General features: G+C 64.7%; 2 protein-coding genes. Both read right to left on the minus strand.

Going from position 1 to position 24,929, the window contains the following annotated elements; genetic code table 11:
* Positions 1-331: 331 nt before the first annotated feature.
* Positions 332-11,749, minus strand: coding sequence for a non-ribosomal peptide synthetase (locus LIY45_RS23245; RefSeq protein ID WP_226477740.1), 11,418 nt, complete (start codon positions 11,747-11,749; stop codon positions 332-334).
* Positions 11,746-24,675 (minus strand): non-ribosomal peptide synthetase, encoded by a 12,930-nt coding sequence (locus tag LIY45_RS23250; protein ID WP_226477741.1) that lies wholly within the window; start codon positions 24,673-24,675, stop codon positions 11,746-11,748. The genes LIY45_RS23245 and LIY45_RS23250 overlap by 4 nt, the downstream gene beginning before the upstream one ends.
* Positions 24,676-24,929: the final 254 nt, after the last annotated feature.

Consider the following 24,929-nt stretch of genomic DNA (forward strand, 5'->3'; position numbering starts at 1 on the left):
AAGAGGTGTTGAAATGGGTCCGGCTTTTGGCTCGGAGTACATATCCGTTTTTTGGGTAACGGCTACCTATGGTTCCGCTCTTGCAGCGGCCAGCGTGGTTTAACGGGGCGCCTAAGATCGAAAGCTAAAGCGGGCACGGTCCAAATGTGGGAGCGGGCTTGCTCGCGAAGGTCGTTAACCATGACGTGGGCATCCTGAATGAACGCGGCGCCCTCAGGTTTTTCGCGAGCAAGCTCGCTCCTACAGACGTTTGCCAAAAGTGACCCGCTGTAAGAGCGGAACCCTAAGTAGCCGTTACCGCAGCAACGGATATGTACACCATCAAAAGCCCTCACAAAACCCGCTCCCCAACCACAACCCCATCCCGCCACCAAGCCGCCAAACTAAAGACGTTGGGCGCCTTGAGCAGCGAAAAATGATTCCCCGGCCCATACCACACCTCCAACGACCCGGTGCACTGGCGCCACCCCTCAACCATCAACCCCTGCTCCCGCTGATTCCCCGCCGCGTCCAGGGTCGGGTCCTCCGCCAACACCAACCGCACCACCCCTTCATACCGCCGACCAGGCCGATAAACCGTACGCAACGCCGACGCATACGTGCGCGCCGGCCCATCCATCGCCTCGACCGAAGACCGCGCCGGCAACAACCCAACCCCCACCATCCCCCCATGCAACAACCGCCGCTGCTCCACCTCATCCCTCCCGGCAAAATCCACCGCATCAATCCCCAGGGACTTACCCGAAGCCACCTGCATCGACTCAATCAGCCGCAACAACGCCGCCGTCGTGGTATAGGGCCGTCCCACCACCCCATTCCCGCCGGGCGCCTCGCTGTCGATCAACGTCAACGACGCCACCTCACGCCCCTGGGCCTGTAACCGCGTCGCCATCTCAAATACCACCCAGCCGCCAAACGAATGCCCAACCAGATGCACCGGCCCCGAAGGACATTCCTGCTCCAAGGCCTGCAAATAACAGCGCGCCGCCGCCTCGACCTGGCTGTGTGGCACCGCTTCTCCATCCAGCCCACGGGGCTGCAAGCCAAAGATCGGCCAGTCCCGGCCCAGCGCCTCGGTCAACCCCACAAACCCGGTCACGCTATCCCCCGCCCCCGGCACACAGAAAATCGGCGCATGCCCGGCGCGGCCACTCTGGATCCGTAACAACGGCTGATGCACCGCAACACTCGGCGCCTCACTCAAGGCCAGGGCCTCACCCAGCGCCTGCCCCAACGCCTGGATATGCGGTGCCTGCATCATGCTCTGGTGATCCCCCGGCACTTCAACCTGGCGCAGTTGCCCAGGGGCCAACGCTTCATCCCAACCCAAATCCAGGCTGCGCCGCGACAGCTCCGTCGGCCGCTCTGCGGCGCTGAACAGGTGCACCGCCAACGGCATCGGGAACAGGCTGTAATGCGCCAGCGCGTGCCCATGCCCGACTTCCCGCTCGATAAAACTCAACAAGTCCGCGTCCGAAGCCGCCGCCATCTGCGCGTACAACAAATGCCGATCGCGGCAGCGTTGCAACAGCCCAGCAAAATCCAGCTGTCCAATCTGCGCTTCCAGTTGCTCAAGGCTCGCCAACTCATCCACACCTCCCTGTGCCTTCCAATACGCCATGCACTGCAACAGCAAATGCCGCTTGAGGGCATCCGGTCCGGCCCAACGCGCCTTGCCCTGGTCGGTCATGCGCGGCACGTAGCTGTCGATCAACCCGAGGAACGCCACCGGCTCGTCCAGACCCTGCAGTTGCATCGCCACTTCATAGGCCAACACCCCGCCGAACGACCAACCCGCCAGCCGATACGGCCCATGGGGCTGCACCGACCGAATGATCCCCACCAGCCGCGCCGCCAGGCCTTCCATGGTCTGCAACTGCGGTTCACCGAGGGGCGCACCGGGCAAGCCGTAGATCGGGTAATCCCCCGGCAGATGCCGGCCCAGCGCCGGGAAATACACGTCCATGCCGCTGAATTCATGCACCAGGAACAATGGCGGCTGGCTGCCGCTGGCGCGCACGGTGATCAGCGAGCTGTCGTCTTCCCGCGTCGTACGCTGACCCAGCATCGAGGCGACCGAAGCGACGCTGGCATGCTGGAACAGCTCGGCCAACGACACTTCAAGCCCCGCCTCTTCCATCAGGTTGACCAGCCGGATCGCCAGCAACGAATGCCCACCCAGTTCAAAGAAACTGTCGTGCCGACCGACCTGCTCCAACCTCAACACTTCGCCCCAGAGGCGGGCCAGGGTCTGTTCCAGTTCATTGGCCGGGGCTTCAAACACACGGCTTACCCGCGCTTCCATCGCGGGCACCGGCAGGGCCTTGCGGTCGACTTTGCCGTTGGCCGTCAGGGGCATTTTTTCCAGCGGCACATAGGCCGAGGGCACCATGTAGTCCGGCAGGTGCTGCAGCAGATGGCTGCGCAGAACGTCAACGGCGAGCGGCTCGCCGGTGTAGTACGCCACCAGGCGCTTGTCCCCTGGGGCATCTTCTCGTGCCAGCACCACCACATCCTTGATGCCGCTGCAGGTCGCCAGGCGCGCTTCGATCTCACCCAACTCGATGCGGAAACCACGGATCTTCACCTGGTCGTCATTACGCCCGATGCATTCCAGCAACCCGTCCGCCGACCAGCGCCCAAGGTCGCCGGTGCGGTAGAGCAAACCATCGCCAAACGGGTCATCGACGAATTTTTCGGCCGTCAGCTCCGGCCGGTTCAGATACCCCTTGGCCACGCCGTGCCCGCCAATGCAGATTTCCCCGACCACACCCAGCGGCACCGGCTGCAGGTGCGCGTCCAGCACGTGAATCTGCGTGTTGGAAATCGGCCTGCCGATCGGCACGCTTTCAGCATCGGCGGCGATCGCCTGCACTTCATAGGTGGTGGCGTAGGTGGTGGTTTCCGTCGGGCCGTAGCAGTGCACCAGACGCAGCGCCGGCGCCCGGGCGAGCAGGCTGCGGAATGCCGACGGGTCCGCCCGTTCGCCGCCGCACAACAGGATGCGCAGCCCGGCCAACGCGTCGGGAATCAGCTGCACGTACTGGTTGAACAGCGCGGTAGTGACGAACAGGACCGTAGCCTCGCCCGCCTTCAATGCACGACCAAACGCACCCGGGTCGAGCAAGGTGGCAGGGTCGATCACCAGCACCTGGCCGCCGTTGAGCAGCGGCCCCCACACGTCCATGGTGCTCGCGTCGAACGCCGGGTTGGAGGCGAACGCCACGCGGTCGTGGGCGTTGAAATCGGCGTAGCCGTTATTGATCACCAGCCGCGTAATGCCCCGGTGCGGTACCAGCACGCCTTTGGGGGTGCCGGTGGAGCCGGAGGTGTACATGATGTACGCCACGCGCTCCGAGGCCTGCGACAGGTCCGGGTTGTGGCTCGGTTGCGGGTCCAGCGCCAGGGTGTCGAGGTCGATACGTCGGGCCGGGTACTCGACGGACTCGCTGCTGTGGGTCAGCAGCCAGACCGCGCCGCTGTCCTGAACCATAAAGGCCTGGCGCTCGGCCGGGGCGTTGATGTCCAGCGGCACGTAGGCCGCCGCGCATTTCAGGATTGCCAGTTGACTGAGCAGCAGGTCAATCGAGCGCGGCAGCAGGATCGCCACGTGGTCGCCGGGCTGCACGCCCAGGGTGCGCAGGTGATGGGCCAGTTGGTTGGCACGGGTGTTCAGCGCACCGTAAGTCAGGCTGTCCTCGCCATGCACCACAGCGATGGCGCTCGGGCGCGCCTGGGCCTGGGCTTCGAACAGGCGCTGCACGGTATGTTCGCGAGGGAACTCCCGTTGGGTGGCGTTGAACTCCACCCGCAGTTTTTCACGCTCCGCCGGCGGCAGAATCGACAGTTGGCTGATTGGGCCCGCTGCATTTTGCTCCAGGGCCTGCACCAGGTGTTCCAGGGCGACATGCAGGTACTCACAGAGGCGTAGCGCGCCCTGCCCCATGACATCAAAGCCAAACCCGTCACCCAGGTCGTCGACACTCAGGGACAGTGCAAAGTTGGTGCGTTCCTCGGCCTTGAGCACTTGCATGCCCTGCCAGGCTTCAGCCACCCCACCAGCGTGCGGCGCACTGTGCCGATAGTTGAACAGCACGCTGAACAGCGGTGTATTGGCCGGCAGCCCGCTGCAACGCTGAGCCAGGGCCAGTGGCGCATGCTCGTGACTGAGCAGTTGGGTCAGGCTGGCATGGGTCGCCATCAGCGCCGCGTGCACCGTGCGCTCACCCAGGTCGATCCGCAGCGGCAAGGTATTGATGAACACGCCCAATGCGCGCTCGGCGCCTTCACCGCCCTGCAACCGGCCCAGCAACACGGTACCGAACACCACCTGCTCACGGCCGGAAACCTTGCCCAATACCTGCGCCCAAGCCAGGTGCATCAGGCTCGCCGCACTGACCCCAAGGTGACGCGCCAGGGTGCGCAGGCGCCCGCTCAGCAGCGGGTCAACGCTCAGGCGTGCCTGCTGTGCTTCACCCGGTGCATTCAACGCCAGCGTCGGCTCATCAATCTCCCCGAGCATCTCGCGGAAGAAGGCTTCGTGCTCGTCCTCACGCATGCCCAAGCGCGTCTGCGCCACATAGTTGCGATACGGCACCGCCGCACCCAACTGCTCGCGACGGCCCAACAGACAGGCTTGCATCTCGTGCTGCAGGACTTCCAGCGCCACGTGGTCCATCACCAGATGATGGAACAGCAACAACGCAACCACCCGTTGGTTGGCCGGGTCCTCGGCGTACACCAGGCGCATCAACGGCGCCTGCCCCAGGTCCAGCCGGTGCTGATGGAAGCGCGCCTGCAAGTGCTCCAGCACATTGCCCGTCGCCTGAATCGCCTCGACCTGCAACGACGCCCGGCGCCACACCACTTGCACCGGTTCTTCCAGCCCGTCCCAGTGCATCGACGAGCGCAGGATGTCCTGCCGCTCGATCACCGCCTGCAACGCCTGGGCAAACGCTTCAACGCGTTCAAGGCTGGCGAAGGCGAACTGCGCCTGCAACAGGTACGCGTCACCCTGTTGCACTGCGCGATGGTGATACAGGATCCCGGCCTGCAACGGCGCCAGCGGGTAGATGTCCTGCACGTTGGCCGCGCCGCCGGGAATGCTCGCGACAAGGCGGTCGATGGCGGGTTGCTCCAGGCTCACCAGCGTCAGCATGTCCGGGGTGATCCGCGTGCAATCCGCAGCAATCCCATTGGCCGGCACCACCACTTCGCGCCCACCCCCCACGGCAGCCGCCAACGCAGCCAGCGTGGGCTGGCCAAACAACACTTTCACATCCGCCGACAACCCGACCCGGCGCATGCGGCCGATCAGGCTGGCGGCCAGCAGCGAGTGGCCGCCCAGCTCGAAGAAGTTGTCATGCCGCCCCACCTGCTCCACCTTGAGCAAATCAGCCCAGAGGCCGGCCAGGGTGATTTCGGTTTCACCCACGGGCGCGACGTATTCCCGGGCGATCACCGATTCCAGGCCCGGTACCGGCAATGCCTTGCGGTCGAGCTTGCCGTTGGGACTCAGGGGCAAGGCCTCCAGGTGCATGAAGGTCGCCGGTACCATGTAGTCCGGCAATTGCTCCAGCAGGTGGTTGCGCAGGGCATCGATGTCGGCCTGCACGCCGGTGTAGTAAGCCACCAGCCGTGAATCGCGGGCCACCACGGCGGCTTCGTTGATCTGCGGGTATTGCAGCAGTCGCGCCTGAATCTCACCCAGCTCGATGCGCAGCCCACGGATTTTTACCTGGTCATCGTTGCGGCCCAAATACTCGATGGTGCCCTCCGGCAGGTAGCGCCCGACGTCGCCGGTGCGGTACATCCGGCCGTCGCTGAACGGGTCCTTGAGGAAGCGTTCGGCCGTCAGCTCAGGGCGGTGCAAGTAACCCCGCGCCACTTGCACGCCACCGATGAACAACTCGCCCACCACGCCCAATGGCACCGGCTGCAACTGCCCGTCCAGCAGGTACATGCGGGTGTTGGCGATCGGCTTGCCGATGGGGGTGTTGTCCGGCGTGACAGGCCCGGCGCAATCCCACGCCGTCACGTCCACCGCCGCTTCCGTCGGGCCGTAGAGGTTGTACAAACCGATGCCCGGCAACTGCTGTTTGAAACGGCGCACCAGGCTGCCGGGCAACGCTTCGCCGCTGCACATCACCCGCACCAGCCCGGCGCTCTGGCTGACGTCGCCGTGGGCCAGGAACACGTCCAACATCGAAGGCACAAAGTGCAGTGTGGTGATCTGCTCGGACTCGATCACATCACACAGGTAGGCCGGGTCTTTATGCCCGCCTGGACGCGCCATCACCAACCGGGCGCCGGTGAACAGCGGCCAGAAAAACTCCCACACCGACACATCGAAGCTGAACGGGGTTTTCTGCAACACCCTGTCCTGGGCAGTCAGCCCGTACTCGTCCTGCATCCACAGCAGGCGGTTGACCACGCCTGCGTGCTCGTTGATCACGCCCTTCGGTTGGCCGGTGGAACCCGAGGTGTAGATCACGTAGGCCTGATGCTGCGCGGTCAGCCCATCCACTCGTGGGTTGGACGTTGCCTGGTGCTGCCAGGTGTTCAGGTCCAGGTCCACCACCGGCACCGTCACGTCGCCCAGCAGAGAACGGGTTTCGCCCTGCACCAGCACGGCGGCCGGTGCGCTGTCTTGCAGCATGTAGGCGATACGCTCCAGCGGATACGCCGGGTCCAGCGGCACATAACCGCCGCCCGCCTTGAGGATCGCGAACAGGCCGACGACCATCTCCAGGCCGCGCTCGACGCAAATCGCCACCCGCGAATCCGGCTGTACACCCAGCTCACGCAGATGGTGCGCCAACTGATTGGCCCGTTCGTTCAGCTCGCGATAACTCAGGCACTCCGAGCCTGCCTTCACCGCAAGCGCATCCGGCGTTCGCGCAACCTGGGCTTCGAACATACCGTGCAGCGTCTGGTCTAGGTTGTAGTCGACGGCGGTGTCGTTGAAGTCGAACAGCAGGTGCTGGCGCTCCTGATCGTCCAGCAAGTCAGCCTGTTCCAGTACCGCCTGATCGTTATCCACCATGGCCTGCAGCACGCGGGTGAAATAGCCGACGTAACGCTGCATGGTCGACTCATCAAACAACGCGATGGCGTATTCCAGGGTGCCGCGAATTTCTCCCCGGGTCTCGCCGAGGTTCAGGGACAGGTCAAACTTGGCAAAGTGACTGTCCTCCACAATCCCTTCAAGGCTCAGATCGCCCAGGGCCAGTACCGGCGCGTCACTGTCCTGCCAGGTCAACATTGTCTGGAACAGCGGGCTATGGGCCAGGCTGCGCAATGGCCGGGTGATTTCCACCACCTGCTCAAACGGCAAATCCTGATGAGCCTGGGCGTCCAGGGCCAGCCCCTTGACCCGCGCCAGCAGCGCCTCGGCACTCAACTCGCCCGAGGTATCGATGCGCACCGCCAGGGTGTTGACGAACAACCCGATCAAGCCTTCCACCTCGGCCCGCTGGCGGTTGGCGACGGGGGAACCGATCACCACTTCCTCCTGCCCGGCCAAACGCGCGAGCAACGAGGCCCACGCCGTCATCATCACCATGTACAGCGTGGTGCCGTGGCGCTGGCTGAGGGCCTTGAGCCCGGCGGTCAGGCGCTCATCCAGGCGCACGTCAACGCTGCTGCCGGCGTAGTCCTGCTGGGCCGGACGCGGGCGGTCGGTCGGCAACATCAGCAACGCCGGCGCACCGGCCAGGGTTTGCTGCCAATAGCTGCTCTGGCGATGCAGCACTTCGCCGCTGAGCCACAGGCGCTGCCACACGGCGAAGTCGCTGTACTGGATCGGCAATGGCGGCAATGGGTCAGCCTCACCACGGCTGAAGGCTTGGTACAGCGCCATCAGTTCGCGGGTCAGCACGCCCATGGACCAGCCATCGGACACGATGTGGTGGATAGTCAACAGCAACACGTGGTGATCGTCGGCCATGATCACCAGGCGCCCGCGCAACAGCGGGCCGCGCTGCAAATCGAAGGGCGCCGAGGCTTCGCCCTGGATCAACGCGTCCAGCACCTGCTGTGCTTCGGGGTGGCGGCGCAGGTCCTGCACTTGCAGGGGCATCACCTCTTCAGGCGGCACGATCAGCACCTGGGCGTCGTCATCCTGCTGGGCGAAACGGCTGCGCAAGGTTTCATGCCGCGCAACGATCCGCGCCAGGGCCCGTTGCAGCGCGTCGACGTGCAACTGCCCACGCAAGCGCAGGCCGATAGGAATGTTGTAGGCGGTGTTGGCACCCTCCATCAGCGCCAGAAACCACAGGCGTTGCTGGGCAAACGACAACGGCAACGCCGTGTCCCGCGCCGCCGGCAGGATATCCGGCAAGGTACTGCGCCCGGCCTGGGCAAGCACTTGCGCCACGGCGGCCAGTTCGGCATTGGCGAACAGTTCCCCCAGCGCCAGATCAACCCCAAGGCGCTGGCGAACCTGGGACACCATGCGCATGGCCAGCAACGAATGGCCGCCCAACTCAAAGAAATGATCCTGGCGCCCCACGCGTTCCACCTGCAACACGTCGGCCCAAATCTGCGCGAGGACGGTTTCGATATCGCCATGAGGCGCTTCGTACTCGCGAGTGAAGACGGCGGCCAGGTCCGGCTTTGGCAGGGCCTTGCGGTCCAGCTTGCCGTTGGCGGTCAGGGGCAATGCATCGAGTTTTACGTAGGCCACCGGGACCATGTAGTCCGGCAGGTGGGCCACCAGATGCGCACGAATATCGCCCACATCGAGGGCATCGAACTGCGGGTTTTCGGTGAAGTAAGCCACCAGCCGGGGCTGGCCGGGCTGGTCTTCACGGGCCAGCACCACCACTTCCTGGAGACCGGGCAACTGGTTGAGGCGGGTTTCGATTTCTCCCAGTTCGATGCGCACGCCACGGATTTTCACCTGGTCGTCGTTGCGGCCCAGGTACTCAATGTTCCCGTCCGGCAACCAGCGCGCCAGGTCGCCGGTACGGTACAGGCGGCCGGGGTTGAAAGGGTCATCCAGGAAGCGTTCGGCGGTCATTTCCGGACGGTTGAGATAACCCCGCGCCACGCCCTTGCCGCCCACATACAGTTCACCGGCAACCCCCAAGGGCACCGGGCGCTGCTGTTCGTCCAGCAGGTAAACCGTGGCATTGGCAATGGGCTTGCCGATGTGCAACGGCTGACCGGGCTCAATCCGCCCGGAGGTGGCGACCACCGTGGCTTCGGTGGGGCCGTAGTTGTTGATCACCTCGAAACGCTGGGCCCGGGTGAACTGGCGCAGGCGGTCGCCGCCAATCAGCAAGGTGCGCAGGGTCGGGTGTTCGATGTGCTGGCTGAAGGCATATTCGGCCACCGGCGTGGGCAGGAAACACACGTCCAGCGGTTGCGCGCGCCACCAGTCCAGCAGCGCGTCGATGTCTTCAGAGCCGTCGTGGGCCGGCGGCAGGTGCAAGGTCGCGCCCACGCACAGGGCCGGCCAGACTTCCCAGGCCATCGCGTCAAAGCCGAAACCGGCAACGCTGGCGGTATGCCGGCCGGCGCACAGGTCAAACGCGGTGCAATGCCAGTCCACCAGGTTGGCCACGGTGTGGTGTTCCACCATCACGCCTTTGGGCAGGCCGGTGGAGCCGGAGGTGTAGATCACGTAGGCCAGGTTGGACGGTGTGACAGCGACGTGCGGGTTGCTGGCCGTATGGTGATGCCAGGTAAAACGGTCCAGGTTGATCACCGGCACGTCGAGTGCAGGCAGGCGCTCCAGCAGGGCGTGTTGCGTCAGCACCGCGACCGGGGCGCTGTCGCTGAGGAGGTAGCTCAGGCGCTCGGCCGGGTGCGACGGGTCCACCGGTACGTAGCAGGCACCGGCCTTGAGGATCGCCAGCAATCCGGCCAGGGTGTCCAGCCCGCGCCGGGCGACGATGGCCACACGGTCGTCGGGTTTTACCCCCAGGGCCAGCAGGTGATGGGCCAGCAGGTTGGCTTGTTGGTTCAATTCGCCGTAGGTCAGCTGACGGCCTTGATACACCGCAGCCACCGCGTCCGGGGTCAGCGACGTCTGCGCTTCGATACGCCCGTGCAGGGTGGTGCCTTGGGGGAAGTCGGCCGCTGTCGCGTTAAGGTGCTCCAGCAGGTGCCGCTGCTCAGCCTCGGGCAACACCGACAGAAGATTCAACGGAGTGTCGGGCGCCTGTTCCAGCGCCTGTACCAGGTTTTCCAGGGCCGTTTGCACATAACCACAAACAGCCTGCGGATCGACCTGGGTACTCGCCAACAAGCGCAGGATAAACCCGTCTCCCAGGTCATCGACACTCAAGGTCAGCGGGTAGTTGGTGCGCTCCTCGGAGCTCAAGATCTCGATGCCCTGCCAGGCCGCCGCCGCGTCGGTGCTGGTGCCCGAGCCACTGTGGCGATAGTTGAGCAATGCGCTGAACAGCGGCGTCGGCGCCGCCACCCCGCTGCAACGCTGGGCCAGGGCCAGGGCGGCGTGTTCATGACGCAGCAAGGTGGTCAGCCGGGCGTGCGTGGCCTTGACCCCGGCACGCACCGTCTCGGCGCCGACATCCACGCGAAACGGCAAGGTATTGATGAAAATGCCCAGGGCCCGGTCCGTGGCGTGCCCGCCCTGCATGCGGCCCATCAAGACGGTGCCGAACACCACCTGCGCCTTGCCTGCCAAGGCACTCAATACCTGCGCCCAGCCCATATGGAACAGGCTGGCGGCACTCACCCCCAACTGCCGTGCCTGGGCCCGCAAGCGTTGATTGAGCGCTGGCGGCAACGGCCAGTCGACTTCGGCAATCTCCTGGCCATCGCCCTGCACATCCTGCAAACCAAACGGCAAGGTCGGCTCAGTGATGTCCCCGAGCATTTCGCGAAAGAACGCTTCGTGTTGCTGCTCGCTGATCCCCAGGCGTGCCTGGGCCACGTAGTTGCGAAACGGCACCGCCTGGCCCAACCGATCCCCGTGGCCCTGCAAGTAGGCCTGCATTTCGTGGCGCACCACGTCCAGGGCGCTGTGGTCCAGGGCCATGTGGTGGAACAGCAGCAAGGCAACCATGCGCTGCCGGGCTTCGTCCCAGGCGCCTACCAGGCGCACCAGCGGTGCACGGGTGACGTCCAGGCGGTAGTGACGGCCATCAAACAGGCCATGCAACTGGGTCGCGATATCCCCGTCGGCGGGGTTCAGTTCAATCCGTTGCACCGGCAATCGCGCCGCGCGCCATACCACTTGCGAAGGCTCTTCCAGGCCCTCCCAGATCACGGCGGTGCGCAGGATGTCATGACGGTCCATCACGCCCTGCAACGCCTGGGCAAACCCCTTGAAACGCTCAAGGCTGTCGAAGGCGAACTGCGACTGCATGACGTAGGGGTCGCCGTGTTCGGCACTCACATGGTGATAAAGAATGCCTTCCTGCAGCGGGGCCAGCGGGTAGATGTCCTGCACGTTGGCCGCGCCGCCGTCGACGGTCTCGATGATGCGGTCAATCGAGGCCTGGCTCAGGCTCGACAGCGTCAGCATCGCTGGCGTAATCCGCTGGGCGCCTGCGGGAATGCCATTGGCCGGCACTTCGACTTCACCGGCCTTGGTGGCCGAGTACTCTCCGGCCTTGATCAGCTCGATCAGCGCCGGCTTGTGTTCCCGCAGCGAGGCCACCAATGCCGGGTCACTCAGGGCCTGTTTGTTGCCCTGCACCGACAACTGATCGCCCTTGAGCGCCAGTTGTACATCCTTGGCCTTGAGTGTCGCCAACAGTTCAATGATGCTCACAGGACGATCTCCATTCGTTCGGTAATTGCGGCGTAGCCCGCCAGGGTCGGCTGTTCGAACAGCCCCCGCACATCGGCTTCCATGCCTTCCTGACGCAAGCGCCCGATCAAGCTGACGGCCAGCAGCGAGTGCCCGCCCAGTTCGAAGAAATTGTCATGGCGCCCGACCCGCTCCACTTTCAGCAGTTCGGCCCACAAGCGCGCCAGGGTGATTTCCGTGTCGCCCACCGGGGCTTCGTACTCGCGCACGATCAGCGACTCCACACCTGGCGCCGGCAGCGCCTTGCGGTCGAGTTTGCCGTTGGGGCTCAACGGCAAGGCCGCCAGGTGCACGAATACCGCCGGCACCATGAAGTCCGGCAAACGCGACAGCAGGTGGGCTCGCAACTGTTCGATATCCGCCTGCACGCCGGTGTAGTACGCCACCAGGCGCTCGTCCCGGGCCAACACCGCCGCTTCATTGACTTGCGGGTATTCGGTCAGCCGCGCCTGGATTTCCCCCAGCTCGATGCGCAGGCCACGGATTTTCACCTGGTCGTCATTGCGGCCCAGGTACTCGATATTGCCATCCGGCAGGTAGCGCCCGACGTCGCCGGTGCGGTACATGCGGCCAGCAGTGAACGGGTCCTTGAGGAAGCGTTCGGCGGTGAGTTCAGGACGGTGCAGGTAGCCGCGAGCGACCTGAACACCACCGATGAACAGCTCGCCGACCACGCCCAAGGGCACCGGCTGCAACCGGGCGTCCAGCAGGTACATACGGGTATTGGCAATCGGTTTGCCGATAGGCGTGTTGTCCGGCACCAGGGGCCTTGCGCAGTTCCACGCGGTCACATCCACCGCCGCTTCGGTCGGGCCATAGAGGTTGTACAAACCGATGCCTGGCAACTGCTGCTTGAAGCGTCGCACCAGGCTGCCGGGCAAGGCCTCACCGCTGCACATCACCCGCAACAGCCCGGCGCTCTGGCTGACATCGCCGTGGGCCAGGAACACGTCGAGCATCGACGGTACGAAGTGCAAGGTGGTGATCTGTTCAGCTTCGATCACCTCGCACAGGTAGGCCGGGTCCTTGTGCCCGCCAGGGCGCGCCATGACCAACCGGGCCCCGGTGAACAGGGGCCAGAAGAATTCCCACACCGACACGTCAAAGCTGAACGGGGTCTTCTGCAAGACCGCGTCGCTGGCGGTCAGGCCGTAGGCGTCCTGCATCCACAGCAAGCGGTTGACCACGCCTGCATGCTCGTTGATCACACCCTTGGGCTGGCCGGTGGAACCGGAGGTGTAGATCACGTAGGCCTGATGCTGCGGGGTCAGCCCGTCGACGTGTGGGTTGGACAGCGGCTGGTGCTCCCAGGTGTTCCGGTCCAGATCCACCACGGGTACCGCCACATCCCCCAGCAGCGAACGGATTTCGCCCTGCACCAGCACCGCCGCCGGCGCGCTGTCTTGCAGCATGTAGGCGATTCGCTCCAGCGGATACGCCGGGTCCAGCGGTACATAACCACCACCGGCCTTGAGAATGGCGAACAGGCCGATGACCATCTCCAGGCCACGCTCCACACACATCGCTACCCGCGAATCCGGCTGTACCCCAAGGTCACGCAGATGATGGGCCAACTGATTGGCGCGCGCGTTCAGTTCGCGGTAGCTCAGGTGTTGATCACCCGCTTTCACCGCCAGCGCATCGGGGGTGCGTTCAACCTGGGCTTCGAACAGGCCGTGAAGGGTCTGATCGAGGTTGTAGGCAACCTCGGTGGCGTTGAACCCTAACAGCAGTTGCTCGCGCTCCTGCGGGCCGAGGATCGACAGGCGATCCAGCGGCAATTGCGGGGATTGCTCCAGCGCTTCCACCAGCCCGTGCAACGCCGCCTGCATATAACCGCAAATACGCTGCGCGCCAATTTGCGCGGGGGTCATCGCGGTCAACCGGAATCCGTCGCCCTGGTCATCCACGTTCAAGGTCAGCGGGTAGTTAGTGCGTTCCTCACTGGCCAGGGTTTCGATCCCCTGCCAGGCCGGGGACACCGCCGCTTGCTGGCTGTCGCTGTGGCGATAGTTGAGCATGGCGCTGAACAACGGCAACGGCGCCGCCACTCCACTGCAACGCTGGGCCAGCGCCAGGGAGGCATGCTCATGCCCCAACAGCGCGGTCAGGCGCGCATGGGTCGCCTTTACCGCCGCACGCGCACCGATGCCGCCGACATCCACCCGCAACGGCAAGGTATTGATGAACATCCCTAACGCCCGGTCGCTGCCCTTGCCGCCCTGCATACGGCCCAGCAACACGGTGCCAAACACCACGGTGTCCTGGCTCGAAGTGCAGGCCAACACCTGCGCCCAGGCAAGGTGGAACATGCTGGCAGCGCTGACCCCCAGCAACCGTGCCTGAGTGCGCAGGCGCTGGGTCAAGGCCGGTGATAACGCTTCACAGGCTTCTTCGATGGCACTGCCATCGCCCTGCACATCCTGAAGGCCGAACGGCAACGTAGGCTCATGGATATCCCCCAGCATCTCGCGGAAGAACGCTTCGTGCTCCTGCTCAGTCACCCCCAGTCGGGCCTGGGCCACGTAATTGCGGTACGGCGTGGCTTCGTCGGTGATTTCGGGCTGGCCCAGCAGGCTGGCTTGCATCTCGTGACGCACGCCGTCCAGCGCCGTGTGGTCGAGGGCGATATGGTGGAACAGCAGAATCGCTACCACCCGCTGCTGGCGCGGATCTTCGGCATACACCAGGCGCACCAGCGGGGCCTGGGACATCGGCACACGGTAGTGACGAGGATCAAACTGACGATGCAGCTGCGCCAGCACATCACCGGTGCCCACCTGCACCGCCTGCACCGCCTGCACCGACAGCTCAGCCTGGCGCCATACCACTTGCAGTGGCTGTTGCAAGCCTTCCCAGACCACGCCGGTGCGCAAGATATCGTGGCGGTTGATCACCGACTGCAACGCCCGGGCAAACGCCTGCAAACGCTCGAGGCTGTCAAACGCCAGGTGCGATTGCAGCAGGTACGGATCACCCTGCTGCGCACTGATGTGGTGGTAGAAAATCCCTTCCTGCAACGGCGCCAGCGGATAAATGTCCTGCACGTTGGCGGCGCCGCCTGGCACGCTGGCGACGATCTGGTCGATGGTCGGCTGATCCAGCTCCACCAGCGACAGCATCGAAGGCGTGATGCGCTGGCAATCGGCAGCAATGCCATTGACCGGCACCGGCACTTCCCGGCCACTGCCCACCGCCGCCGCCAAAGCGGCCAATGTCGGCTGACTGAACAGCACCCGCACATCGGCGCTCAGGCCGACCTGGCGCATGCGCTCGATCAGACTCACCGCCAGCAATGAATGGCCACCCAGCTCAAAGAAGTGGTCATGACGACCCACTTGTTCCACCTGCAACACCTCGGCCCACATCTGCGCCAGGGTGGTTTCGACTTCGCCTTGTGGCGCTTCGTATTCACGACTGAGCATGGCGGCCTGATCCGGCGCCGGCAGGGCCTTGCGGTCGAGCTTGCCGTTGGCGGTCAGGGGCCAGCTGTCGAGCTTCACGTAGGCCACCGGCACCATGGCCTCGGGCAGTTGGCTGTGCAGCTCGGCGCGCAGGGTTTCGATATCCAGCGGTTTTTGTTCGGTGAACCAGGCGACCAAGCGGCCGTCGCGCACCAGCACCACGGCTTCCTTGACACCGTCGACGGCGGCCAGGCGGGTTTCGATTTCCCCCAGCTCGATGCGCACACCCCGGACTTTTACCTGGTCGTCGTTGCGGCCCAAGTATTCAATATTCCCATCCGGCAGCCAGCGCGCCAGGTCGCCGGTGCGGTACAGGCGGCCCGGGTTGAACGGGTCATCGAGGAAGCGTTCGGCGGTCAAGTCCGGGCGATTCAAATACCCACGGGCCACGCCGCGACCGCCCACATACAACTCGCCTGCCACACCCACCGGCACCGGACGTTGTTGCTCGTCAAGCAGGTACACCGTGGCATTGGCCATCGGCTTGCCGATATGCAGCGGCTGACCGGTGTACACGCGGCCAGAGGTGGCGACCACCGTGGCTTCGGTGGGGCCATAGTTGTTGATCACCGCGAAACGGCGCTCCTGGTTGAACTGGCGCAGGCGATCGCCGCCGATCAACAGGGTGCGCAGGCTTGGGTGTTCAAGATCCTGGCTGAAGGCGTACTCGGCCACCGGCGTCGGCAGGAAGCTCACCTCCAGCGGTTGCGCCAGCCACCAGGCCAGCAGTTCGTCGATGTTTTCATTGCCCACCTGGGCCGGTGGCAGGTGCAAGGTCGCCCCCACGCACAACGCCGGCCAGACTTCCCAGGCCATGGCATCAAAGCCGAAACCGGCCACGCTGCTGGTGTGGCTATGGGCGTGCAGGTCAAAGGCTTCGCAGTGCCAATGCACCAGGTTTTCCACGGTGCGGTGTTCCACCATCACCCCTTTGGGCTGGCCGGTGGAGCCGGAGGTGTAGATCACGTAGGCGAGGTTCGCCGGAGTCAGGCTGGCGATCTGGGGATTGCTCTCACCGGCATACGCGCCATGCAGGTCGACGATGGCCACATCACCGAGCACGCCACGGGTGCTTTCCTCGGCCAGTACCGCGACCGGGGCACTGTCTTGCAGCAGGTAAGCGATGCGCTCGGCCGGATAAGCCGGGTCTACCGGGACGTAGGCCGCACCCGACTTGAGAATCGCCAGCAGGCCCACCAGCATCTGCGGCCCGCGTCGGCAGCAGATCGCCACGCGGTCGTCGGGCTGCACGCCCAACGCCAGCAGGTGATGAGCCAACTGGTTGGCGCGTTGGTTGAGCTGTTGGTACGTCAACTGCTGACCGTCCTGGCTCAGCGCAATCGCTTGCGGCAGGCGCTCGGCCTGGGCCTCGAAAGCTGCGTGCAAGGTGTGCCCTTGCGGGTACTCGCGGGCGGTGGCATTGAAGGTACGCAGGAGTTTTTCCCGCTCGGCAGCAGGCAGTACCGGCAACTGATTCAGCGGCGTTTCCGGCATTTGCTCAAGGGCGTCCACCAGTTGCTCCAACGCACTGTGCATGAAGTCGCACAGGCGCTGCGCACCGATGGACTGCAGGGCCAGCACCGTCAGGCCGAAGCCTGTGCCCAGGTCGTCCACGCTCAAGGTCAGCGGGTAATTGCTGCGCTCTTCGCCACCCAGCAACTGCACACCTTCCCAGATGCCGTGGCCATCGCGGGCCATTTCGCCCGGGGTGCTGTGGCGGTAGTTGAGCAAGGCACTGAACAACGGCATCGAGGTCGGCACGCCGCTGCAACGCTGGGCCAGCGCCAGGGATGCATGCTCATGACCCAGCAACGCGCTGAGCCGGGCGTGAGTCGCCTTGACCCCGGCACGTACCGTACTGGCGCCCACCTCGACCCGCAGCGGCAAGGTGTTGATGAACATGCCCAGCGCCCGGTCGGCGCCTTCGCCGGCTTGCATGCGGCCCATCAATACGGTGCCGAATACCACGTCCTGACGGCCCGACGCGAGGCCGAGCACCTGGCCCCAGGCCAAGTGCATCAGGCTCGCAGCGCTGACCCCCAGTTGCCGCGCCTGTTCACGAATCCGCAGCGCCAGCCCTGCATCGACGGGCAACTCGGCCTCTTCGATATCCCGACCATCGCCCTGCACATCCTGCACGCCAAAGGGCAGCGTGGGCTCGTCAATATCGGCGAGCATGTCACGGAAGAACTGCTCGTGCTCCGGGGCGCTGACACCCAGGCGGGCCTGGGCCACGTAGTTACGGAACGGTGCCGCAACCGGCAAGTCATCGGCCTGGTTGAACAGGAACGCACGCATTTCCTGGCCGACCACTTCCATGGCGGTGTGGTCCAGCGCCAGGTGATGGAACAGCAGGATCGCCGCGACCCGTTGGTTGGCCGGGTCCTGCGCATACACCATGCGCAACAGCGGTGCCTGGGTGATGTCCAGGCGATAGTGGCGGGCATCGAAGCGTGCGTGCAGTTGTTCGATCACGTCGCCATCGGCCGGGGCCAGCGGGATGTGTTGTACGACCAACTCGGCATGACGCCACACCACTTGCACCGGGCTGTCCAAGCCTTCCCACACCACGCTGGTGCGCAGGATATCGTGGCGCGCCACGACTTTTTGCAGTGCGCCCATGAAGGCCTGCAACCGCTCGACGCTGTCAAACGCCATGCGCGATTGCAGCAGGTACGGGTCGCCCTGTTCGGCGCTGATGTGGTGGTAAAGAATGCCTTCCTGCAGCGGGGCCAGCGGGTAGATGTCCTGCACGTTGGCCGCACCGCCGGGCACCGTGGCCACAATACGGTCGATGGCCGCTTGATCCAGCGTGACCAGGGTCAGCATCGACGGCGTGATGCGTTGGCAATCCGGCGCAATGCCGTTGGCCGGCACCACGATTTCCCGGCCACTGCCCACCGCGGCCGCCAACGCCGCCAGGCTTGGCTGATTGAACAACACCCGCACATCGGCGCTCAGGCCAGCCTGGCGCATGCGTTCGATCAGGCTTACCGCCAGCAATGAATGGCCGCCCAGCTCAAAGAAGTGATCAAAGCGCCCGACCCGCTCGACCTTCAATACGTCCTGCCAGATCTGCGCCAGCAGGGTTTCCACCTCACCCTCGGGGGCTTCGAAACCACGGCTGAGCAGCGACGCCTGATCCGGCGCCGGCAGGCCCTTGCGGTCCAGCTTGCCATTGGCGGTCAGCGGCAACAGTTCCAGCCAGACATAGGCCGACGGCACCATGTAGTCCGGCAGCCGGCTTTGCAGGTGCGCACGCAACGCTTCAATGCTCAGCGGCGCCTGGGCGGTGTAGTACGCCACCAGGCGCTTGTCGCCGGGTTCATCTTCGCGGGCCAGCACCACCGTGTCTCTCACACCGGAATAGCTGGCCAGGCAGCTTTCGATTTCACCGGGCTCGATACGGAAACCGCGGATTTTCAGCTGATGGTCGTTGCGGCCCTGGTACAGCAAGGTACCGTCCGCCTGCCAACTCGCCAGGTCGCCGGTGCGGTACAGCAGGCCGTCGCCGAACGGGTCGACGATAAACTTCTCGGCGGTCAGTTGCGGCTGGTTCAGGTACCCCTTGGCCACGCCCGCGCCACCGATGTACAGCTCGCCGACGACGCCCAGCGGCACCGGCTGCTGCCGCGCATCCAGCACGTAGGCACGGCTGTTGCCAATGGGTCGGCCAATCGGAATACCGCCCTCACCCACTGACGTGATCTCGAAGGTGGTGGAAAACGTGGTGGCTTCGGTGGGGCCGTAGCCGTTCAGCAGATGCTGCGGCGCGCCGTGCTCAAGCACCCGGCCGATCACCTGCGGGTCGAGCACATCGCCGCCGACGATCAGGTAGCGCAGCTGGCGGAACATCGGCATCAACCCATCGGCGTATTGGTGGAACAGCCCCGCCGTCATCCACAACACGCTGACGGATTGCTCCTGCAACAGGGCGGCGAAAGCGGCCTGGGACAGCAAGGTGGCGTGCTCGACCACCACCACGCAGCCGCCATTAAGCAGTGGCGCCCACACGTCGAGGGTGCTGGCGTCGAACGCCGGGTTCGAGGCGAAGGCCACACGGTCACGGTGATTGAAGTCGGCGTAGCCGTTGTTGATCACCAATCGGGAGACGGCGCGATGGGGAACCTGCACCCCCTTGGGCGCCCCGGTGGAACCGGAGGTGTACATGATGTACGCCACGCTTTCCGCCGACTGGGCGAGGTTCGGGTTATGCGCAGGCTGCGTCCCGAGGTTCAGCGCAGCGAGGTCATTCAGCACGTGTTTGGCATGGCTGTCCTGCACCATGAACGCCTGGCGCTCTTCAGGCGCATTGATGTCCAGCGGCACATAGACCGCCGCACACTTGAGGATCGCCAACTGGCTGACCAACAGGTCGATGGAGCGTGGCAGCGCGATGACCACGTTGTCCCCCGGCTTCACGCCTTGATCGATCAAATAGTGGGCCAGGCGATTGGCCCGCAGGTTGAGATCGCGGTAACTCAGCGACGCATGGCCGTGCACCACCGCCACGGTTTCCGGGTTGGCCAGGGCCTGGGCTTCGAAGAGAGCGTGAACGGTTTTCCCGGCCGGGTAGTCGCGGGCGGTGGCGTTGAAACCCACCAACACTTGATGCCGCTCGGCAGGCGGCAGGATCGACACTTGATGCAGCGGCGTCGTCGGCGCCTGTTGCAGCGCCGTCACCAGGTTGCGCAAGGCACCGAGCATGTAGTCGCCGACACGCTGCACATCCACCTCGGCCACGCCTTGCACCGTCAGCGCAAAACCCACACCGAGGTCGTCGACGTTCAGCACCAGCGGGTAGTTGCTGCGTTCTTCGGAGCTGAGGATTTCGATCCCGGCGTCGGCGAACGGGCGGGCGCCTGGCGCTTCGCCCGGGGCACTGTGGCGGTAGTTGAGCAAGGTGCTGAACAGCGGCAGCGCACCGGACACGCCACTGCAACGCTGGGCCAGGGACAAGGACGCATGCTCATGCCCCAGCAACTGTGCCAGCCGCGCATGGGTGGCGCGCACGCCGCCCTGCACACTCACCGCGCCGACGCTGACCCGCAGCGGCAAGGTATTGATGAACATCCCCAGCGCCCGGTCGGCGCCCTCGCCGCCTTGCATACGGCCCAGCAATACCGTGCCGAATACCACCTCGTCCTGGCCCGATACCTGGCCGAGGACTTGCGCCCATGCCAAGTGCACCAGGCTGGCGGCGCTGACACCGAGCTGGCGGGCTTGCTCACGCAGGCCGAGGCTGAGGGCCGGGTCCACGGGCAAGTGAGCTTCGCGCACACCGCTACCGTCACGATTCACGTCGTGCAAACCGAAGGCCAGGGTCGGCTCGTCGATATCGCCGAGCATCTCGCTGAAGAACGCTTCATGCTGCGCAGCGCTCACACCGAGACGCGCCTGGGCCACGTAGTTGCGGTATTGCACGGCGTCCGGCAGCAAACCGGTTTGGCCTGCGAGGCTGGCGCTCATTTCTTCCACCAGCACCTGCAACGCGGTGTGGTCCAGCAGGATGTGGTGTAGCAGCAGGATGCCGACATGACGGCCCTGATCCTCGGCGTAGGCAAAGCGCATCAGCGAGGCACGGGACAGGTCGAGGCGATAGTGGCGCGGGTCGAAGCGTGCTTGCAGTTGTGCCAGAACGTCGTTGTGTGGATCCACGTCGACCTGCTCAACCACCAGCAGTGCCTGGCGCAGTACCACTTGCACCGGCTCGTCCAGGCCTTCCCACATGATGCCGGTGCGCAGAATATCGTTGCGCTCGATCACGCTTTGCAGCGCACGGATAAACGCCTCGACCGGCTCATGGCCGCTGAAGCTGAACTGCACCTGCAACACATAGGGATCGCCTTCGGTGGTCGCCAGGTGGTGATAGAGGATGCCGGCCTGCAACGGGGCCAGGCCGTAGATGTCCTGCACGTTACCGATACCGCCGGGCACGCTGGCGACGATATGGTCGATGGCCTGCTGGTCGAGGTCCACCAGCGGCAGCATGTCGGGGGTGATGTGCCGGGTCGCGTCGCTGATCAGGTTGGCCGGGACCTGCACTTCCTGCTGCCCGCCCACCGCAGCGGCCAGCGCAGCCAAGGTCGGCTGGCCGAACAGCACCCGCACATCGGCACTCAGCTCCAGCTGGCGCATGCGCTCCATCAGCTTGACCGCCAGCAAGGAGTGGCCACCCAGTTCGAAAAAGTTGTCCTGGCGCCCGACCCGGTCGATTTTCAGCAGGTCTTGCCAAAGGCTGGCAATCGCGGTTTCCACCGCGCCTTGTGGCGCTTCATAACCACGACGGGCCAGGGCGTCGGCATCGGGTGCCGGCAAGGCCTTGCGGTCGAGCTTGCCGTTGGTGGTGAGCGGGAACGCGTCCAGCAGCACAAAGGCGCTGGGCACCATGTATTCGGCCAGGGACAGCAACAGGTGGTCCCGCAGCTCGGCGGCGGTGGGCAGGTGATCAGGCTGGGCAATCACGTAGGCCACCAGGCGCTTGTCGCCCGGCTCGTCTTCGCGGGCAATCACCACGGCCTCACGCACGCCTTCACAGCTGGCCAGGCGCGCTTCGATTTCCCCCAGTTCGATACGGAAACCGCGAATCTTCACCTGGTCGTCGTTGCGCCCCAGGTACTCGACACTGCCGTCGGCCAGCAGCCGGCCGAGGTCTCCGGTCTTGTACAGGCGCAGGCCGGTGACGGGGTCCGCCAGAAAACGTTCGGCGGTCAGCTCATCACGGTTGAGATAACCCCGCGCCACGCCGGCGCCGCCGACGTACAACTCACCGACCACACCGCTCGGCACCGGCTCGCGGCGGGCGTCCAGCACGTACAACTGCAAATCCGGAATGCGCACGCCAATCGGGCTCACGCCCACCCGCTGCGCGTCCGCCGCCTCCAGGGCACGATAGGTCACGTGCACGGTGGTTTCGGTGATGCCGTACATGTTGACCAGCCGCGTACCCGAGTTGGTCACCCGGGCGTACCACGGTTTGAGAATGCCTGGTTCCAGGGCTTCACCGCCGAAGATGACCTGGCGCAGGGAATGCAGTTGCTGGCTGCGGCCCTGTGCCGCGATCAATTGGCGGAACGCGCTCGGCGTCTGGTTGAGGATGCTCACACCGGCTTCACAGAGCAGTGCATAGCACTCGTCCGGTGAGCGGCTGACCAGTTGCGGCACCACCAGCAACTGCCCGCCGTGCATCAGTGCGCCCCAGATTTCCCACACGGAGAAGTCAAAGGCAAACGAGTGGAACAGCGCCCAGGTATCACTGGCGTTGAACTTGAACCAGTGCTCGGTGGCACTGAACAACCGCGCGACGTTGCGGTGTTCGATCATCACTCCCTTGGGCAAGCCGGTGGAGCCGGAGGTGTAGATCACATAGGCGAGGCTGGACGGGCTGATCGCAACATTCGGATTAACGATGGGCTCGTGTTGCAGGCTGTTGAGGTCGATCGACGTGACATCGCCCACCAGATGACGGGTGTTGCCCTGCACCAGCACCGCCAGCGGCGCGCTGTCTTGCAGGGTGTAGGCGATGCGCTCCTGGGGGTAGGCCGGATCGATTGGCACATAGCCCGCCCCGGCCTTGAGAATCCCCAGCAGGCCGATGATCATTTCCAGGCCGCGCTCGACGCAGATCGCCACCCGGTCGTCGGGGCGAATGCCATGCTTGAGCAGGCCGTGCGCAACCTGATTGGCGCGTTCGTTGAGCTCGCGGTAACTCAGATGTTGGTGTTCAAAGCGCAGCGCGATGGCCTCGGGATGGCTGGCGGCCTGGGCTTCGACTTGCTGGTGAATCAGGGCTGAATCGGCGTAGTGCTGGGTGCAGGCGTTGAGGCCGTGCAGCAGATGCTGGCGTTCGGCGGCAGGCAGGATGCCCAGGCTGTGCAACGCTGCATCTGGCGTTTGCTCCAGGGCCAGTACCAGGTTGTCCAGGGCGGTGTGCAGGTAATCGGCGATACGTGCCGCGCCGATGGAGGCATCCACCATCACGGTAAAGGCAAAGCCCTCGCCCAGGTCATCAACGTTGACCGTCAACGGGTAGTTGGTGCGCTCTTCGGCGCCCAGCACCTGGATGCCTTCGGCGATGTCGATCACCGCCTGGGTGTCCGAGGCATCGCTGTGACGGTAGTTGAGGATCGCACTGAACAACGGCGTGGGTGCGGCCACACCGCTGCAACGCTGGGCCAGGGCCAGGGAGGCGTGTTCGTGGTTGAGCAATTCGGTCAGGCGTTTATGGGTGGTTTGTACCCCGTCGCGCACGCTTTGCTCGCCCACGTCCACCCGCAGCGGCAGGGTGTTGATGAACATGCCCAGGGCCTGGTCGGAGCCCTCGCCCGCGCCCATACGACCGAGCATCACGCTGCCAAATACCACGGACTCGCGAGCGGAGACCTTGCCCAGCACCTGGGCCAGTGCCAGGTGCATCACGCTGGCGGGGCTGACACCCAACGGTCTGGCCTGGGTCCTCAGGCGACGGCTCAAATCGCTGTCGACGGCGATCCGGGCTTCATCGATGCCATGGCCGTCACCCTGCACATCCTGGAGGCCGAACGGCAGGGTCGGTTCATCGATGTCGGCGAGCATTTCGCGGAAGAACGCTTCGTGAGCCTGTTCGCTGACGCCGTGGCGAACCTGGGCGATGTAGTTGCGAAACGGTACCGGAGCGCCGGCCTGTTCGGTCTGGCCGGCGAGGTGCAATTGGATTTCACGGCGCACTACGTCAAGGGCGGTGTGGTCGAGGATGGTGTGGTGGAACAGCAGCATGGCGACCACGCGCTGGTTGCGCGGGTCTTCGGCGAACACCAGGCGCAGCAGTGGGGCCTGGCCGAGGTCCATGCGGTAGTTGCGCGCATCGTAGAGGGCTTGCAGTTGGGTCATTGCATCGCCATCGAGGCGGGCTTCTTCGCAGACCAGGGAGGCTTTGCGCCAGACCACTTGCAGGGGTTCGTCCAGGCGTTCCCAGGCCATCGAGGTGCGCAGGATGTCGTGGCGGTCGATGACCCATTGCAGGGCCTGGGCGAAAGTTTCAAGACGGGCGCGGCTGTCGAACACGAACTGGGCGTGCAGCACATAGGGGTCGCCCTGGTGGGCTGACAGGTGGTGGTAGAGCATGCCTTCCTGGAGTGGCGCCAGGGGGTAGATGTCTTGCACATTCGCCGCCCCGCCGGGGATGCTGGCGACGATGCGGTCGATGGCGGGTTGGTCGAGGTTGACCAGGGGCAGCATGTCCGGGGTGATGCGATAAGCCGGGCTGAGCCAGTCGCCGCCGTGTTGGGCGACGAGGTCGAGCAGTTGGGGTTTGTGGGCGATCAGTTGGTCCCATAGGGCGTCATCCAGCGCGTCGTCGTCACCCAGGATGATCAGGTCGCCTTCGTCCATTTGCAGGCGGATCGGGTGGGTGGAAAGAGCTGCCAGTAGTTTGCTGAACTGCATGGGGTAACCTGCTTTTTTGAGTCGGATACGGTTGAGGAGAAAGTCCGTTTTCAGCTGTCGCGTAAGTGCCTGGGAGGCCCGGCTTAAAGCGCGGGCGCGGTCGAGGATCGGATGGCGTCCCGCAGGGTTGGGAAATTAGAGGATTCGGGGGGTGGGGGGTGACATGGGAAGCGGGGACAAAGCGGCTGGCGTTGGGGAACTTTCGTATTTGTTGGAGTGGGTTGGATGGGGGGCATATCCATTATTTAGGTAAC

Origin of the sequence: Pseudomonas sp. MWU16-30323, from assembly GCF_020515595.1 — a bacterium.
GTDB lineage: Bacteria > Pseudomonadota > Gammaproteobacteria > Pseudomonadales > Pseudomonadaceae > Aquipseudomonas > Aquipseudomonas yamanorum.